The 16,096-nt window shown below is 65.5% G+C and carries 13 protein-coding genes; 5 read left to right on the top strand and 8 right to left on the bottom strand.

Translation table 11 applies throughout. From position 1 onward, the window contains the following. Window positions 1–132: 132 nt before the first annotated feature. Both ABMA46_RS10665 and pcsA read right to left on the bottom strand, forming a co-directional pair. The gene (locus tag ABMA46_RS10665; RefSeq protein WP_348999330.1) at window positions 133–1,110 is read right to left on the bottom strand and encodes a quinone oxidoreductase family protein; all 978 of its coding nucleotides are present in this window, start codon (window positions 1,108–1,110) and stop codon (window positions 133–135) included. Between the two features lie 2 nt (window positions 1,111–1,112). Further along, a complete protein-coding gene (pcsA, locus tag ABMA46_RS10660; RefSeq protein WP_425475724.1) occupies window positions 1,113–1,928 on the bottom strand; it encodes a phosphatidylcholine synthase in 816 nt (271 codons plus the stop codon). A gap of 376 nt (window positions 1,929–2,304) precedes the next feature. Between pcsA and ABMA46_RS10655 the strand changes: the two genes are divergently transcribed. Further along, window positions 2,305–3,522: a UbiH/UbiF family hydroxylase gene (locus ABMA46_RS10655; RefSeq protein ID WP_348999328.1), complete on the top strand. Its 1,218-nt coding sequence runs from the start codon at window positions 2,305–2,307 to the stop codon at window positions 3,520–3,522. 80 nt (window positions 3,523–3,602) lie between these two features. Here ABMA46_RS10655 and ABMA46_RS10650 read toward each other — a convergent pair whose 3' ends face one another. Further along, window positions 3,603–4,565, bottom strand: a complete 963-nt coding sequence (locus ABMA46_RS10650; protein ID WP_348999327.1) for an AEC family transporter — start codon at window positions 4,563–4,565, stop codon at window positions 3,603–3,605. Window positions 4,566–4,696: 131 nt separating this feature from the next. Here ABMA46_RS10650 and hspQ point away from each other — a divergent pair, with 131 nt between their 5' ends. Continuing rightward, on the top strand, window positions 4,697–5,020 hold the full coding sequence (gene hspQ / locus ABMA46_RS10645) for a heat shock protein HspQ (protein ID WP_348999326.1): 324 nt from the start codon (window positions 4,697–4,699) through the stop codon (window positions 5,018–5,020). Window positions 5,021–5,053: 33 nt separating this feature from the next. Here hspQ and aspS read toward each other — a convergent pair whose 3' ends face one another. Then, window positions 5,054–6,844, bottom strand: a complete 1,791-nt coding sequence (gene aspS, locus ABMA46_RS10640; protein WP_348999325.1) for an aspartate--tRNA ligase — start codon at window positions 6,842–6,844, stop codon at window positions 5,054–5,056. A 207-nt stretch (window positions 6,845–7,051) separates the two neighbouring features. Here aspS and rnd point away from each other — a divergent pair, with 207 nt between their 5' ends. After that, window positions 7,052–8,203 (top strand): ribonuclease D, encoded by a 1,152-nt coding sequence (gene rnd / locus ABMA46_RS10635; RefSeq protein ID WP_348999324.1) that lies wholly within the window; start codon window positions 7,052–7,054, stop codon window positions 8,201–8,203. A 62-nt stretch (window positions 8,204–8,265) separates the two neighbouring features. Here rnd and guaB read toward each other — a convergent pair whose 3' ends face one another. Together guaB and ABMA46_RS10625 are read right to left on the bottom strand one after the other, a co-directional pair. Further along, window positions 8,266–9,768 (bottom strand): IMP dehydrogenase, encoded by a 1,503-nt coding sequence (guaB, locus tag ABMA46_RS10630; RefSeq protein ID WP_348999323.1) that lies wholly within the window; start codon window positions 9,766–9,768, stop codon window positions 8,266–8,268. 144 nt (window positions 9,769–9,912) lie between these two features. Further along, the gene (locus ABMA46_RS10625; RefSeq protein WP_348999322.1) at window positions 9,913–10,776 is read right to left on the bottom strand and encodes a DMT family transporter; all 864 of its coding nucleotides are present in this window, start codon (window positions 10,774–10,776) and stop codon (window positions 9,913–9,915) included. Between the two features lie 121 nt (window positions 10,777–10,897). Here ABMA46_RS10625 and ABMA46_RS10620 point away from each other — a divergent pair, with 121 nt between their 5' ends. Next, the gene (locus ABMA46_RS10620; RefSeq protein ID WP_348999321.1) at window positions 10,898–12,271 is read left to right on the top strand and encodes an aminotransferase-like domain-containing protein; all 1,374 of its coding nucleotides are present in this window, start codon (window positions 10,898–10,900) and stop codon (window positions 12,269–12,271) included. Between the two features lie 202 nt (window positions 12,272–12,473). After that, window positions 12,474–13,889, top strand: coding sequence for a DHA2 family efflux MFS transporter permease subunit (locus tag ABMA46_RS10615; RefSeq protein WP_348999320.1), 1,416 nt, complete (start codon window positions 12,474–12,476; stop codon window positions 13,887–13,889). A gap of 24 nt (window positions 13,890–13,913) precedes the next feature. Here the strand turns inward: ABMA46_RS10615 and ABMA46_RS10610 are convergent, their stop codons facing one another. Together ABMA46_RS10610 and ABMA46_RS10605 are read right to left on the bottom strand one after the other, a co-directional pair. Beyond that, window positions 13,914–14,621, bottom strand: a complete 708-nt coding sequence (locus ABMA46_RS10610) for an RlmE family RNA methyltransferase (protein WP_348999623.1) — start codon at window positions 14,619–14,621, stop codon at window positions 13,914–13,916. Then, window positions 14,618–15,958, bottom strand: coding sequence for a Ppx/GppA phosphatase family protein (locus ABMA46_RS10605; protein ID WP_348999319.1), 1,341 nt, complete (start codon window positions 15,956–15,958; stop codon window positions 14,618–14,620). The genes ABMA46_RS10610 and ABMA46_RS10605 overlap by 4 nt, the downstream gene beginning before the upstream one ends. Window positions 15,959–16,096: the final 138 nt, after the last annotated feature.

The following is a 16,096-nucleotide window of genomic DNA, read 5'->3' as shown; positions in this document are numbered from 1 at the left end:
GTTTCCCAGACGTGTTTTCTGTTCCCGCGATCATGGTAGGCGGCGCAAGCTTGCCCTCGATAGCTGCGGTCCGCTTGAAAGAGCTTCAAGAATTTCAGCAGAAACTCAAGTGCCAAAACATCGCGGCGCGCTTTACGGCACGAGAATGGTGGTGCCGGTGGTGCGGCGTGCTTCGAGATCGGCATGCGCCTGCGCGGCGTCCTTCAGGGAGTAGCGCTGGTTGATCCTGATGTCGACGATGCCCTTGCCGACGACGTCGAACAGAGCACTGGCGGAGGCTTCGAGATCCTCGCGTTTCGCCACGTAGACGAACAGGGTCGGACGGGTGATGTAGAGCGATCCCTTCTGCGACAGGACGCCGAGATTGAACGGCGGCACCGGCCCGGAGGACTGGCCGAACAGCGCCAGCAGGCCGAGTGGCTTCAGGCAGTCCAGCGACCCTTCGAACGTGTCCTTGCCGACGGAATCGTAGACGACCTCGCATTTGCCGCCCTTGGTAATCGCATTCACCTCGGCGACGAAATCCTGCTCGCGATAGTTGATGACGTGATCGTAGCCGTGCGCCCCGGCGAGTTCGACCTTGTCGGCGGAGCCAGCCGTGCCGATGGTGACTGCGCCGAGATGCTTGGCCCACTGGCCTGCGATCAGGCCGACACCGCCGGCCGCTGCGTGGAAGAGGATCGTGTCGCCCGCCTTCACCTTGTAGGTGCGGCGCAGCAGGTATTCGGCCGTCATGCCCTTCAGCATCATGGCCGCCGCCTGCTCGTCGGAAATGGTGTCGGGTACCTTCACCAGGCGGTCGGCCGGAATGACGCGCCGCTCGGCATAGGCGCCGGTGCCGACCGCATAGGCGACGCGGTCGCCCGCCTTCAGGCCGGTCACGCCCTCGCCCGCTTCTTCCACGACGCCTGCGCCCTCGCCGCCGGGGATCAGCGGCAGGCCGCCCGGTGCCGGATAGAGACCGGTGCGATAATAGACGTCGATGAAGTTGAGGCCGACGGCGGTGTGACGGATGAGAACCTGTCCCGGCCCCGGCCTGCCGGGGTCCGCGTCCTCCCAGACCATCACCTCGGGGCCGCCGTTGGAATGGATGCGGATCGCTTTCGACATGGTCAGGCCTCCTTCGCGCCGAGCTTCGGGAACAATTGCAATACGCCGCCGATGCAGAAGAGATAGATGCCGGTGACCGTGATGCCTATCTTGGTGAAGACGCCGACCTGCTCTCCCAGCACGCCGATCTGATCGTAGAACTGGGCAAGCGCCGACTGTGCCAGCGCCAGGGCGCCGAACGCGCACCACAGCAGCGTCATGCCGAGGTTGATCGGCCTCAGCCGCACCACGCGTACCGGGTGGAGGAAGTTGATCGGCAGAAAGGTCAGGATGCCGCAGACGACGACGATGGCGAACGATACCCATTCGCCGGGCTCTATGACGAACAGCGCGAAGACCACCATATTCCAGACCACCGGGAAGCCCTTGAAGAAGTTCTCCTTCGTCTTCATGCCCGTGTCGGCATAGTAGATGGCGCTGGACACGACGATGATGGCGGCGGACAGAAACGACAGTTTCTCGCCCATGAAGCCGCGCTGGTAGAGCGCGAAGGCCGGGATCATCACATAGGTGACGTAGTCGATGATGTTGTCGAGCAGTTCGCCCGACCAGGTCGGCAGGATTTCCTTCACCTCCAGCTTGCGCGCGACCGGGCCGTCGATGCCGTCGACCAGCAGCGCCAGACCGAGCCACCAGAACATCGCCGTCCATCGCTCCTCGCTGGCGGCGACGAGCGACAGGAAGGCGAGAAACGATCCGGAGGCGGTGAGAAGATGGACGGAGAAGGCGCGCGCCTGCGGCCATGTCACCTTCTTCTTCGGCCGTGGAATGCGGCTGGTGATCTTCTTCGCGGCCGCGCGCGCTTTCGGTCTGGGCATCGTGCTCCTGCTCATGACCCAAGCCGGCTCCATGCTGCCGGTCCGGCACACCCCCCGCGCGGCGGCGGGTAACCGGGCGAGCCGATACCGCCGCCCGAAAGCAAAGGTCCGCCCGCCTTCGCCCAAACCGGATTCAACATGCGCACTCCCCCGAAACTCCGAGGGACACTACCCGCAGCGTATGCGCCCATACAAGCGCTATCGCTCCGGTTGCGCCGCCGGACATGGACCGTCCACCTGTTTGTCCCCATGACCCGCATCCCTTCCGCCGCGGCAACGGGCGAATGGTCACGTTGATCGGGCGATCGTCCGTTACTATACCTCGGAGGAATACCGGCGGGCCACCGGCAGCCGAACGTGATGCGGATGTGAGCTTTTGGACATTCCAGGACCGTCAGGGAAAATACTGGTTGCGGGCAGCGGACCTGCCGGGCTGATCGCCGCGCTCGGCTTCGCCCATGAAGGTTTCGCGGTTGTCCTTGCCGGTCCCGAGCCGTCGGGAAAGGACAACCGCACCACCGCCCTGATGAATCCGGCGCTGGTGATGCTCGATCGGCTCGGCGTGCTGGATCGTATCCGCCCGGACTGCGCGCCGCTCAAGGTCATGCGCATCATCGACGCGACGGGCCGTCTCATCCGCAGCCCCATCGTCATCTTCCGCGCCAGTGAGATCGGAGAAGATCAGTTCGGCCTCAACGTGCCGAACGCCGTTCTCCTGCCGGCGCTGCTTTCGGCCGTGAAAAAGCATGACGGGATCGACTGGCGCCGCACACTGGTGTCCGGCTGGGATCTCGGCACGGACAAGGCCGTCGCCACACTGGCGGACGGCTCGACGGTCGAAGCCTCGCTGGTCGTGGCCGCCGATGGCCGTGCCTCGCCGGCGCGCGAGGCGGCGGGATTGCACGCCAGGACACGCGCCTACCCGCAATCCGCGCTGGTGCTGAACTTCGCCCACCACAGCGATCATGCCTTCACCTCGACCGAATTCCACACCGAAACCGGCCCTTTCACGCAGGTGCCGCTGCCGGGCGGCCATCGCTCCAGCCTGGTCTGGGTCGTCAAGCCCGAGACGGCCGAACAACTGGCGACGCTGGACGATGCCACGCTGTCGGCCCATATCGAGGAGCGGATGCAGTCCATGCTCGGTCGCGTGACCGTCGAAGCGGGGCGGCAAATCTATCCGCTGGCAGCCGTTTCCAGCCTGCGCTTTGCCCGCAACCGGGTCGCGCTTGTCGGCGAAGCAGCGCATGTGTTTCCTCCAATCGGCGCGCAGGGCCTAAACCTCGGTATCAGGGATATTGTCGATCTACTTGAAACGGCTTTGAAAAACAGACATGATCCCGGCGCGCCGCAAGCGCTTACCACCTATGATCTCAAACGCAAGCCGGATATTCTTGCTCGCAGCAGCGCGGTCAACCTGCTCAACCGCTCGCTGCTCTCCGACTTGCTTCCGGCGCAGATGGCGCGCAGCGCCGGGCTCGGAATGCTCGGCGCATTCTCGCCCTTGCGGGCCTTCTTCATGCGCGAGGGCCTGCGGCCCGGAAGCGGCTTCGCCGCCCTCGCCGGCGATCTAGGGCATTCTCGGCAAAAATAGAAATCGCCTTCGATGCCCTATCCTTTTGTTTTTACACAGCTCCGGACGCAAATCCGCTGCGCATTTTTGCTGGAATTGCTCTAGGGAAACAGGTCCGCCGGTAGGACGCCGCTTCGAATGGCAATGAGCCAGGCCGTGACGGTCGCGACGGAAAGACAGGTCGTGATCAGGATGCTGGCCGAAGCCCGCTGTAGCCAGACATTGTATTGCTGGGCGATGACGAACACGTTGGTCGCCGTAGGCAGAGCCGCCAGCAGGACGGCCGAAAAAGTCCAGACCGGCGAAAAATCGCCGATCCAGGACAGCACCACATAGCAGAGCAGCGGATGGATCACGAGCTTGAGGATGGCGATCGGGGCCATCTCCACTGGCACGCGCCTGAGCGGGCGCAGGGCCAGCGTGACGCCCATCGCGAACAGTGCGCAGGGCGCCGCGGCCGCCGACAGGTAGCTCAGCAGACGCTCGACGGGCAAAGGCGGCCGCAAGCCGACATAGGCCGCGGCGACGCCGAATGCGGTGGCTATGATGAAGGGATGCAGCACGATGCGGCGGACCACGCCGGCCACGAGTTGCGCTGCCGTGCTGTCGTCGTCGCCCGCCAGCGCCATCATCATCGGTGCGACGGCGAAATGGACGATGTTCTCGAAGCAGAAGATCAGCGCCACCGGCACCGCCGCTTCCTCTCCGAAGGCGAGCAGCGCCAGGCCCGGCCCCATATAGCCGATATTGCCGTAAGCTGCCGACAACGCCTTGATCGTCGCCTCGGCGATGCCGCCGCCGGAAAACAGCAGCGAGCCGGCGAACATGATCGTAAAGACGATGTAGGTGGAGGCGACCGAGCCGAGGATGAAGCCCCACTCCGTCAGCCTCTCGAAGGGCGTCTTCGCCAGCAACTGGAAGAACAGCGCCGGCAGCGCGACGTAGATGATGAAGGTGTTCATCCAGCCGAGCGCTTCCAGCGGCTCGCGCGTGATGCGGGCGACGACGAAGCCGATGAAGATCAGCCCGAAGAACGGCAGCACGAGACCGATGACGTCACTCATGCGGCCTCTCCTGACGCACGATGGCACCGACAGGTCGATCGGGCGATACCCGCACCCTCAGGGGCAACGGGATTGAATCGAAATCGTCTCTGCGCCACATAAGGAAAGGTGTTTTTGAGTGGTAAGACAGAATGAAGACAGCCAAATTCTCGATCGGACAGGTGGTCCGCCACCGGCTGTTTCCGTTCCGTGGCGTCATCTTCGACGTCGACCCGCAATTCGCCAACAGCGAGGAATGGTACGAGTCGATACCCGCGGAGGTCAGGCCGCGCAAGGACCAGCCGTTCTACCACCTGCTCGCCGAAAACTCCGAAACCGAATACATCGCCTATGTCTCGGAACAGAACCTGCTCGAGGACGACTCCGGGGAGCCGGTCAGACACCCGCAGATCCGCGAACTATTCGACAAGCGGCCCGACGGCCGCTACGCGCCGAAACGGCACCAGAGCCACTGAGCGGCGACTTGTCGCCGCCGCTCGTCGGCGCCGTCAGCCTTCCTTCTTCGTCGCCGCCACGCGCAGCGACAGTTCGCGCAACTGCTGCGGCGTCGCCTCCGAAGGCGCGTTCATCAACAGGTCGTAGGCCTGCTGATTCATCGGGAACATGGTGATCTCGCGCAGATTCTTGGCGCCGACGAGCAGCATCACCACACGGTCCACGCCCGCCGCCATGCCGCCATGCGGCGGGGCGCCGTACTGGAAGGCGCGATACAGGCCGCCGAAGCGCTCCTCGACCGTTTCACGGTCCAGCCCGACGATCTCGAACGCCTTGACCATTGTTTCCGGCAGATGGTTGCGGATGCCGCCGGAAGCGATCTCGAAACCGTTGCAGACCATGTCGTACTGGAACGCCTTGATCGACAGCGGGTCCTGCCCGTTCAGCGCCTCGAGACCGCCCTGCGGCATCGAGAAGGGGTTGTGGCCGAAATCGACGCGCTTCTCGTCCTCGTTCCATTCGTAGAACGGGAAATCGACGATCCAGCACAGTTCGAAACGGTCGCGGTCGACAAGGTTCAGTTCCTCACCGGCGCGCGTGCGCGCATCGCCGGCGAATTTCGCGAACTTCTTCGGGTCGCCGGCGACGAAGAAGGCTGCGTCGCCGTCTGCCAGGCCAAGCTGCTGGCGGACCGCCTCGGTGCGTTCCTCGCCGATGTTCTTGGCGATGGGGCCGGCGCCTTCCAGCTTGTCGCCTTCCTTGCGCCAGAAGATGTAGCCAAGCCCCGGCTGGCCCTCGCCCTGCGCCCAGCTATTCATACGGTCGCAGAAAGCGCGGCTGCCGCCGGTCTTCGCTGGAATGGCCCAAACCTCGGCCTTGGCGTCGTTGGCCAGGATGTTGGCGAACACCTTGAAGCCGGAACCGCGGAAATGCTCCGACACCTCTTCCATGACGATCGGGTTGCGCAGATCCGGCTTGTCGGTGCCGTATTTGCGCATGGCTTCGTCATAGGCGATGCGCGGGAATTCCTTCGTCACCGGCTTGCCGTCGGCGAAGGTCTCGAACACGCCGCGCATCACCGGCTCCATGGTGGCCAGCACGTCGTCCTGCTCCACGAAGCTCATTTCGAGGTCGAGCTGGTAGAATTCGCCCGGCAGCCGGTCGGCGCGCGGGTCCTCGTCGCGGAAGCACGGCGCGATCTGGAAATAGCGGTCGAAGCCGGACACCATGATGAGCTGCTTGTATTGCTGCGGCGCCTGCGGCAACGCGTAGAACGTGCCCGGATGGATGCGCGAGGGAACCAGGAAGTCGCGCGCGCCTTCCGGCGACGAGGCGGTCAAGATCGGCGTGGAAAACTCGGTGAAACCGGTCTCGCCCATGCGCCGGCGCATCTCGGCGATGATTCGCGTGCGCTGCACGATGTTCTTGTGGAGCGTCTCGCGGCGCAGGTCGAGGAAGCGATATTTGAGGCGAATGTCCTCCGGATATTCCGGCTCGCCGAACACCGGCAGCGGCAGTTCCTTCGCCGCCGACAGCACTTCGATCTCCCGCGCGTAGATCTCGACCTCGCCGGTCGGCATCTTGGCGTTGACGGTCTCGGCGGTGCGCGCCTTTACCTCGCCGTCGACGCGGATCACCCACTCGCCGCGCACGGTCTCGGCAATCGCGAAGCACGGCGAGTCCGGGTCGGCGACGATCTGCGTGATGCCGTAGTGGTCGCGCAGGTCGATGAACAGGAGGCCGCCGTGGTCGCGCACGCGATGGACCCAGCCGGACAGGCGGACGGTCTGGCCGACATCGGCCTTCCTCAGTTGAGCGCAGGTGTGGCTGCGGTAGCGATGCATGGTCGATGGTATCCGATCGGGTTTGTCCGGCCGCATGGAGGAATCCGGCCGCGAAATCGGCCGGAAAAGCGCATGGGAGGCCCGCTTTGTCAAGGCAAACGGGCGATGGCTGGGCCGTTTCGCGGTGGCATGAAAGCGCTTCGCCTTGACGAAAGGCTTTCCGGCTGGAATGGAAAGGATGTTTTCATAATCAAAAAAAGCAGTTTGATGCACGTCATCGCCACCCAGCAGGAACTCGAAGCAGCGATCGCAACCTTCGAAAAGTCCGATTTCGTCACTGTCGACACCGAATTCATCCGCGAGACCACGTTCTGGCCGGTGCTGTGCCTGATCCAGATGGCGGCGCCCGACGCGACGGCGCTGATCGATCCGCTGGCGCCGGGCATCGATCTGGCGCCGTTCTTCCGCCTGATGGGCAACGAGAAGGTGGTGAAGGTCTTTCACGCCGCGCGCCAGGACGTCGAGATCGTCGTCCACCTCGGCAACCTCGTGCCGCATCCGCTGTTCGACACACAGGTGGCGGCGATGGTCTGCGGCTTCGGCGACAGCGTCTCCTATGACCAGCTCGTCCAGAAGGTTACCGGCACGCAGCTGGACAAATCCTCGCGTTTCACCGACTGGCGCCACAGGCCGCTGTCGAACAAGCAACTCGACTATGCGCTGGCCGACGTGACGCATCTCATCGACGTCTATCTGCATCTCAAGGCCGAGCTGGAGCGCGAAGGCCGCGCCCATTGGCTCAACGAAGAGATGGAAGTCCTCACCTCGCGCTCGACCTACGATCCCGACCCGGAAGACGCCTGGAAGCGGCTCAAGATGCGGCTTCGCAAGCCGCAGGAGCTTGCCGTGGTGCAGGCCGTCGCGGCATGGCGCGAGCGCGAGGCGCGCGAACGGGACGTTCCGCGCGGGCGCGTCATCAAGGACGACGCCATCTATGAGATCGCCCAGCAGCAGCCGCGCGACGCGGAGGCGCTGGGACGGTTGCGCACGACGCCGAAGGGCTGGGAACGGTCGGCCACCGCTTCTGCCCTGCTGGCGGCGGTGAATGAGGCGCTGTCGGTGCCCAGGGAGAATATGCCGAAACCGCCGAAGCATTTCCAGCCGCCGGAGGGATCGGGCGCTGCCGCCGAACTGCTCAAGGTGCTTTTGCGGATCGTGGCCGAGAAGGAAGGCGTCGCGCCGAAGGTGCTGGCGTCCTCCGACGACATCGACCGCATCGCTGCCGAAGGGGAGAAAGCCGACGTGCCGGCGCTTCATGGATGGCGAAAGGCGGTCTTCGGCGACGTCGCGCTGCGACTGGTCCGCGGCGAACTCGGCATCAAGTTCGACAAGCGCAGGATCGTGGTGTTCGATCTCTAGCCACAACGGCATACCCGGCGCTGTAATGCGCCAGCGCCGTCCGGTGCCGGATGCGTCCGGTTTTACGCGCCGCCGTGGTAGTTCGGGCTCTCGCGCGTGATCGTCACATCATGCGCATGGCTTTCGCGCAGGCCGGCGTTGGAGATGCGCACGAAGGTCGCGCGCTCGCGGAAATCCTCCAGGGTGCGGCCGCCGACATAGCCCATCGCCGCCTTCAGCCCGCCTGCGAGCTGATGCAGGACGCCGGCCACCGGCCCCTTGTAGGGCACCTGCCCCTCGATGCCTTCCGGCACCAGCTTCAACGTATCGCGCACTTCCGCCTGGAAATAGCGGTCGGCCGAGCCGCGCGCCATGGCGCCCACCGAGCCCATGCCGCGATAGGCCTTGAAGGAGCGGCCCTGGTGCAGATAGACCTCGCCCGGGCTTTCGTCCGTGCCGGCCAGCAGCGAGCCGATCATGGCCGCGTCCGCCCCCGCCGCGAGCGCCTTGGCGAGATCGCCCGAATATTTGATGCCGCCGTCGGCGATGATCGAGACACCCGCCTTCTTCCCCGTCTCGACCGCCGACATGATGGCTGAAAGCTGCGGCACGCCGACGCCGGCGACGATGCGGGTTGTGCAGATCGAGCCGGGACCGATGCCGACCTTGACGGCGTCTGCGCCAGCATCGATCAGCGCCTGGGTGCCGTCGCTGGTCGCGACATTGCCGGCGAGGATGCGCACCGAGTTGGAAAGCTTCTTGGCACGGGCAACCGCATCGAGAACACGCTGCGAATGGCCGTGCGCGGTGTCGATCACCAGAAGATCGACGCCGGCGTCGATCAGCCGCTCGGCGCGCTCGAAGCCGTCGTCGCCCACGCTGGTCGCGGCGGCGGCGCGCAGCCGGCCCTGCGCGTCTTTGGTCGCGTGCGGATTGAGCTGCGACTTCTCGATATCCTTGACGGTGATGAGGCCGACGCAGTTGCCCTTCTTGTCCACCACCAGCAGTTTCTCGATCCGGTGCTGGTGAAGAAGGCGCTTGGCCTCGTTCTGGTCGACGTTCTCCTTGACCGTGATGAGGTTTTCGCGCGTCATCAACTCGTAGACCTTCTGGTCCGGATTGGAGGCGAAGCGCACGTCGCGGTTGGTGAGGATGCCGACGAGGCGGCCGACCTTCTGGCCGCCGGTCCCGCCGTTCTCGACAACCGGAATGCCGGAGATGCCGTGCGCCTTCATCAGCGCCAGCGCGTCGGCCAGGGTGGCGTCCGGCCCGATGGTGACCGGGTTGACGACCATGCCGGACTCGAACTTCTTGACCTGCCGCACCTGCTCGGCCTGCTCGGCCGGCGTGAAATTGCGGTGGATCACGCCGATGCCGCCGGCCTGTGCCATCGCGATGGCGAGCCTCGCTTCGGTGACCGTGTCCATCGCCGCCGACAGGATCGGCACGTTGAGATCGATGTCGCCGGCGATGCGCGTGCTGATGTCGGTGCCGCCGGGCATGACCTCGGAATGGCCGGGCTGCAGGAGCACGTCGTCGAAGGTAAGCGCCATAACGCCGGTTGCGGTTTCGATGATTTTTGCCATGGCCAGTCCCCAGAATGCAGGAAAGGCGCTGCGACCCGCTGGCCAGCGCCGACTCGTGGATTTCCCTTTCAGGATTGGCGCTGGCTGGTAACACGGACAACGGGTGAAGGGAAGTGCGCTGACGGCAGGGCAGCCATGTTTCGCTCAGCGCGCGAATTTCCGTGCGCCGGCCACGCAGGCGACGACGCCCAGCGTGACGGCGAGCATGGCCGGCGTCACCGTCTCGTGCAGCAGCGCGGCCGCGATCGCGAGACCGAAAAACGGCTGCAGAAGCTGCAACTGGCCGACCGCAGCGATGCCGCCCTGGGCCAGTCCTCGATACCAGAAGACGAAGCCGATCAACATGCTGAACAGCGAGACGTAAGCCAGACCGACCCACGCGGCCGTTCCGATCCCGGAAAGCGTTTGCGGAGCCGTCAGGAGCATCAAGGCCAGCATCACGGGCAAGGACAGGACCAGTGCCCAGCAGATTACCTGCCATCCGCCGAGTTGTCGCGACAGCCGCGCGCCTTCCGCATAGCCGAGGCCACAGGCCAGGACTGCCGCCAGCATCAGGGCATCGCCGGTCGCGGAGGCGGCGAAGCCCTGCGCCAGTGCGAACCCGACCACGCAGGCGCTGCCCGCCAGCGAGAACAGCCAGAACAGCGGCTTGGGGCGTTCGCCTGCCCGCACCACGCCGAAGATCGCCGTGGCCAGCGGCAGCAGGCCTATGAAGACGATCGAGTGCGCGGCGGTCACGTGGCGTAGCGCGAGGGCTGTCAGAAGCGGAAAGCCGATCACGACGCCGGCGGCGACGATCGCCAGTGAAAATAGATCGACCCGTGCAGGCCGCCTCTCACGGAAAAGGACGAGCAGTCCGGCGGCCAGGACGCCGGCGATCGCCGCACGCGCCACGGTCAGGAAGACGGGATCGAACTGCGCTACGGCGACCCGCGTTGCCGGCAGCGAGCCGCTGAAAATGACCACGCCGACGAGGCCGTTGACCCATCCCGCCGCTGTCCTGTCCATGCTGCGCTCCTTCGACAAGATGTGGCTTGTCGATGATCGACGCTGCCATTGCCAGCAACAGTACGATACAGTTATGACAAACCGTACTGATCGAATTTCCAGTACGGTGGGGTGAGGGCTCATGACTGCGACGCGAACGGAAATGGTGATGGCCACCGTCCGGCGACGTATCGCCGGGCGCAGCCTCGCGCCAGGGGCGAAGCTGCCGTCGCTGCGCGCCCTCGCCGCCTCGCTCGGCGTCTCGGTCTCGACCGTCGTGGAGGCCTATGAACGGCTGGCGGCCGAGGGTCTCGTCCATTCCCGTCCGGGTTCGGGCTTCTACGTGGCGCAGCAAGGCGCGCCGTTCTCGCCTTCGGCCAGCGGGCCGAGGCTGGACCGTGCCGTCGATCCGTTCTGGGTGTCGCGGCAGTCGCTCGAATCGGCCGAGGGCGTATCCAAGCCGGGCTGCGGATGGCTGCCCCCGGACTGGCTGCCGAACGACGGCATCAGGAAGGGACTGCGGGCGCTGGCGCGCGCGCCGGCGGTCTCGCTGGCCGAATACGCTTCGCCTCTCGGCTCTCCGCCCTTGCGGCAACTTCTGGCCAAGCGCCTGGCCGACCGGGCGATCGACTGCCCGCCTGACCAGATCATGCTGACGGAATCCGGTACGCAGGCCATGGACCTGCTTTGCCGCCTGCTGCTGGAGCCCGGCGATGCCGTCCTCGTCGACGACCCTTGCTACTTCAATTTCCAGGCCTTGCTGCGCGCCCACCGGGCCAAGCTGGTGTCGGTCCCCTATACGCCTTCAGGCCCCGATGTGGACCTGTTCGAGAAGGCGCTGACGGAACACCGTCCCCGCCTCTACATCACCAATTCGGCCATCCACAATCCGACGGGCGCGACGCTTTCGCCGGTGACGGCGCACAAGGTGCTGAAACTTGCCGAACGCGCCGGCCTGACGATCATCGAAGACGATCTCTTCGCCGATTTCGAACGCAGTCCGGCTCCCCGGCTCGCCGCTTTCGACGGGCTGGAGCGCGTGGTGACGATCGGCAGTTTCTCCAAGACCATATCGGCATCGGTCAGGTGCGGTTTCATCGCCAGCAAGCCCGGCTGGATCGAGCAACTGATCGACCTCAAGATCGCGACGGCCTTCGGCGGCGGCCGGCTGAACGCCGATCTGGTGCTCAACGTGCTCGGCGACGGCGGTTACCGCAAGCACATGGAGGGATTGCGCACCCGCCTGGCGGCCGCCATGTCCACCGTCGCGTCCCGCTTACGGCAAATCGGCATAGAGCCGTGGCTGATGCCGCAGGCCGGCATGTTCCTGTGGTGCCGGCTGCCGCACGATGCCGATGCGGCGGATCTCGCACGGGCAGCAATGGCGAAAGGCTTCGTCCTTGCGCCCGGCAACGTCTTCAGCGTCTCGCAATCGGCGCCGAACTTCATGCGCTTCAACGTTTCGCAGATGGCGGATGAAGGCCTGTTCGATTTCCTTCGCCAGGCTCTCCGCTGACGGTCTTGCCGGCTCTTCGGCAAAGCCTGGTCCGCGCATGAAACCGGCGTCATCTTCCCTTCCGCCCGGGGCTTCAATTCCTGAGGCGACTCTCATAAATATGACAAGGAATTAACACGACATGCTCCTCGATGCGTGATAACGGCCTGCCGGTCGGCCCGCCCCCGGTCGCCGCCTCGAACCTGCCAGATCGGAAACGGTTGTGAACCGGCTCATTCCACTCATACTGGCGGTCGCCCTGTTCATGGAGAACATGGATTCGACCGTCATCGCGACGTCGCTGCCGGCGATCGCTCTCGACATCCATACCAGCCCGATCGCCCTGAAGCTGGCGCTGACATCCTATCTGGTCTCGCTCGCGATCTTCATTCCGATCAGCGGCTGGATGGCGGACCGTTTCGGCGCCAAGCAGGTGTTTCGCGCGGCCATCGGTGTCTTCGTGGTGGGATCGGTCGCCTGCGCCATTTCCAATTCGCTCGGCGCTTTCGTGCTCGCCCGGTTCCTGCAAGGTATCGGCGGGGCGATGATGACGCCCGTCGGCCGGCTCGTTCTGGTGCGCGCGACGCCGAAGAGCGATCTCGTGGCCGCGATGTCGTGGCTCAGCATCCCTGCCCTCGTCGGCCCGCTGGTGGGGCCGCCGGTCGGCGGCTTCATCACCACCTATTTCTCCTGGCACTGGATATTCCTTATCAACGTGCCGATCGGCTTCATCGGCATTTTCCTGGCAACGAGGTACCTGCCGGAGATGGAGCGCGAACCGACGCCGCCGCTCGATTTCATCGGTTTCGTGCTGAGCGGCGTGGCCGCTTCGGGCGTTGTCTTCGGCCTGTCCGTCGTCAGCCTGCCGGCGCTACCGCCGATGACGGGCATAGTGACGGTGGTTGTCGGGCTGGTGTGCGGCGCGCTCTATCTCTATCACGCCCGCCGTGCGCGCCATCCACTGCTCGCCCTCGATCTTTTCCGTAACCAGCTCTTTCGCGCCTCGGTGCTGGGCGGCGGGCTGTTCCGCATCGGCATCGGCGCGGTGCCCTTCCTGCTGCCCTTGATGTTCCAGCTCGCCTTCGGGCTGACTCCCTTCGAATCCGGCATGATCACCTTCGTCACCGCGCTCGGCGCTCTCGGCATGAAATTCGTGACGGCCCGGCTGTTTCGGGCAATGGGCTTTCGCCGGGTGCTCATCATCGGCTCCCTCGTGGCGGCGGGTACCATCGCCGCCAACGGCTTCTTCACGCCGCAGACGCCCTATTGGCTGATGCTCGCGGTCATCTTCGCGGGCGGCTTCATCCGCTCGATGTTCTTCACCGGCATCAATGCGCTGGCCTATGCCGAGGTGCCGGCGGCCGACACCAGCAAGGCGACGCCCATCGCCGCCGTCGCCCAGCAGCTCAACATCGCGCTCGGCGTGGCGCTGGCCGGCGGCATCCTTGAGTTCCAGCTCAGCCTGCATGGCGGCGCGCTGACGCTGGCCGATTTCCACATCGCGTTCTTCATCGTGGCGGCGGTCTCGGCGGTCGCCTCGCTCTGGTTCTTCAGGCTGAGCCCCGACGCCGGCAACGCCGTATCCGGCTACAAGGGGCGCGTCGCAAGGAAGGCCGACGCCTCGGCGCCGGCGGAGTAGCAGGCGCCGCCGCTTCTTCAACCTTCAGCCGGCTGACGGCGTCCGCCCCTTGAAATCCTTGGCCAACAGGTAGAGCTCGACCGATGCGTCGCGCGAGGCTGGCGGCTTGACGTGATGCACGGAGCGGAAATTCTTCTTCAGCGCGTCGAGCAGCGTTGCTTCCGTGCCGCCCTGGAAGGTCTTCGCGAGGAAATGGCCGCCCGGTTTCAGCACGGACATGGCGAAGTCGGCCGCCACCTCGCACAGATGCATGGTGCGCAGATGGTCGGTGCGCCGATGGCCGGTGGTGGGCGCCGCCATGTCGGAAAGCACGATGTCGGGCTCTCCGCCGAGGGCCTCGGTCAGTTTCGCCGGCGCCTGCGGGTCGAGAAAATCCATCTGCAGGATGACGGCCCCCGGAACGGGATCCATTTCGAGATAGTCGATGCCCACCACATGCGGATGCTCGGCGCTGGACTTCGTGCGGTCGGCGGCGACCTGGCACCAGCCGCCGGGCGCGGCACCCAGGTCGATGATCTTCATGCCGGGTTTCAGCAGATGATGCCGGTCGTCGATCTCGATCAGCTTGTAGGCCGCGCGCGAACGGAAACCTTCCGCCTTGGACCGCTGGACATAAGGGTCGTTGAGGTGCCGCTCCAGCCAGCGCCGTGATGATTCCTTGAGCCCGCTCTTCTTCTTGACGCGGGTGCGAAGTACGCGGCCGGCGCCGGGTTTTTCCGGTTTCTTCGTCATGGACGTGCGCCCCGCCAGCGCTCCTGCCATACGCCCTCCTGCGCCATCAGCTCGCTCAATATGCCTTCACGCAGGCCTCGGTCGGCCACCCGCAGGCGCTCCGAAGGCCAAACGGCGCGGATCGCCTCCAGAATGGCGCAGCCGGCGAGCACGAGATCGGCGCGGTCCGCGCCGATGCAGGGATTGGCGACCCGCTGATCGAAATTCCAGCCGAGCAGCTTTCCGATCATGCGGTCGACGCTGTCGTTGTCCATCCACAGGCCGTCGACGCGGCGGCGGTCGTAGCGCTCCAGCTCCAGGTGAACGCCAGCCAGCGTGGTGACGGTGCCTGACGTGCCGAGCAGATGGAAGCCGGGGCGGGCGACCAGATGATCGAGCTTGGTGCGACCCTTGAAGTCGTCGAGCCTGACGCGGACGTCGTCCACCATCGCCCGGAACACGGATTCCGTCACCGTACGGCCGCCAAAGCGCTCGGCCAGCGACACGACGCCGACCGGCAGCGACGTCCAGGAGACGATATGGTTGGCCAGCCGCGACGACCGGTGCCCCGTCAGGTCGATCAGCGCGATTTCCGACGAGCCGCCGCCGATGTCGAACAGGACGACGCCGCGGGTGTTGCGCTCGACCAGCGACCCGCACCCGGAGACCGCCAGCCGCGCCTCCGTCTGCCGGTCGATGATCTCGAGCTTCAGCCCGGCCTCGCGCTCGACCCGGTCGAGGAACTCGGCCCCGTTGCTGGCGCTGCGGCATGCCTCGGTGGCGATCAGGCGCGCCCTGCGGACGCTGCGGTTGCGCAGCTTGTCGGCGCAGACCTTGAGCGCTTCGACGGCCCGGTCCATCGCCTGCTGGGAAAGGCTTCCAGACGAAGACAGCCCCTCGCCCAGCCGCACGATGCGCGAGAACGCATCGATGACGCGAAACTGGCCGTGGCGCTGCGGTATGGCCACCAGCAGGCGGCAATTGTTGGTGCCGAGGTCGAGGGCCGCGAAGACCGGCAAGTCGCGCCCGGTCGGGCGGCTTGATCCGTGGATTGCCCCCTCTCGCCGCATCGCGGGCGCAGGAACGGGCGCGGTTGCCGCAGCCGAGGCCGGCTCGCCATCGGCCCTGACTGTTGCCAGGCCATGATCGTCGCGCGCGAAAACCTTACGCCCGCGACGACGCTTGCGGCGCTTCTTGCCCTTTCCGGGCTGATGAGCGGCATCCCCGCGATCGGGGGCAGAATCGTGCTGGCGGCTGAGCGTGGCTACCGGCTGCGGGGCAAATGAAACCCGCGATGCCGGAAGGTCCCCGGCCACGCCCGCCTCCGGCGCGCCGGCGCCGGTGTTGCGGTCTTCCACAGTCTATCCTTCCGGCGCCGCGCGAACCGATACAGGACGCAGCAGGCACATCTGTTCTCAAGTTGTGCCAAGATTAGCAGGACGGCGCCCGATCACCAAGCGCAAAGCTGAGAGCGCGAACAATGACGCCGGCAAAGG

Source organism: Mesorhizobium hunchu (assembly GCF_040081975.1).
Lineage (GTDB): Bacteria > Pseudomonadota > Alphaproteobacteria > Rhizobiales > Rhizobiaceae > Mesorhizobium > Mesorhizobium hunchu.
The sequence above is the reverse complement of the archived record's forward strand: the minus strand, read 5'-3'. Positions and strand labels throughout refer to the sequence as shown.

Coding starts and splice junctions, on each gene's coding strand:
- ABMA46_RS10665 (WP_348999330.1), bottom strand. CDS start 1,110: ATGTCGAAAGCGATCCGCATCCATTCCAACGGCGGCCCCGAGGTGATG.
- pcsA (WP_425475724.1), bottom strand. CDS start 1,928: ATGCCCAGACCGAAAGCGCGCGCGGCCGCGAAGAAGATCACCAGCCGC.
- ABMA46_RS10650 (WP_348999327.1), bottom strand. CDS start 4,565: ATGAGTGACGTCATCGGTCTCGTGCTGCCGTTCTTCGGGCTGATCTTC.
- hspQ (WP_348999326.1), top strand. CDS start 4,697: ATGAAGACAGCCAAATTCTCGATCGGACAGGTGGTCCGCCACCGGCTG.
- aspS (WP_348999325.1), bottom strand. CDS start 6,844: ATGCATCGCTACCGCAGCCACACCTGCGCTCAACTGAGGAAGGCCGAT.
- rnd (WP_348999324.1), top strand. CDS start 7,052: ATGCACGTCATCGCCACCCAGCAGGAACTCGAAGCAGCGATCGCAACC.
- guaB (WP_348999323.1), bottom strand. CDS start 9,768: ATGGCAAAAATCATCGAAACCGCAACCGGCGTTATGGCGCTTACCTTC.
- ABMA46_RS10625 (WP_348999322.1), bottom strand. CDS start 10,776: ATGGACAGGACAGCGGCGGGATGGGTCAACGGCCTCGTCGGCGTGGTC.
- ABMA46_RS10620 (WP_348999321.1), top strand. CDS start 10,898: ATGACTGCGACGCGAACGGAAATGGTGATGGCCACCGTCCGGCGACGT.
- ABMA46_RS10610 (WP_348999623.1), bottom strand. CDS start 14,621: ATGACGAAGAAACCGGAAAAACCCGGCGCCGGCCGCGTACTTCGCACC.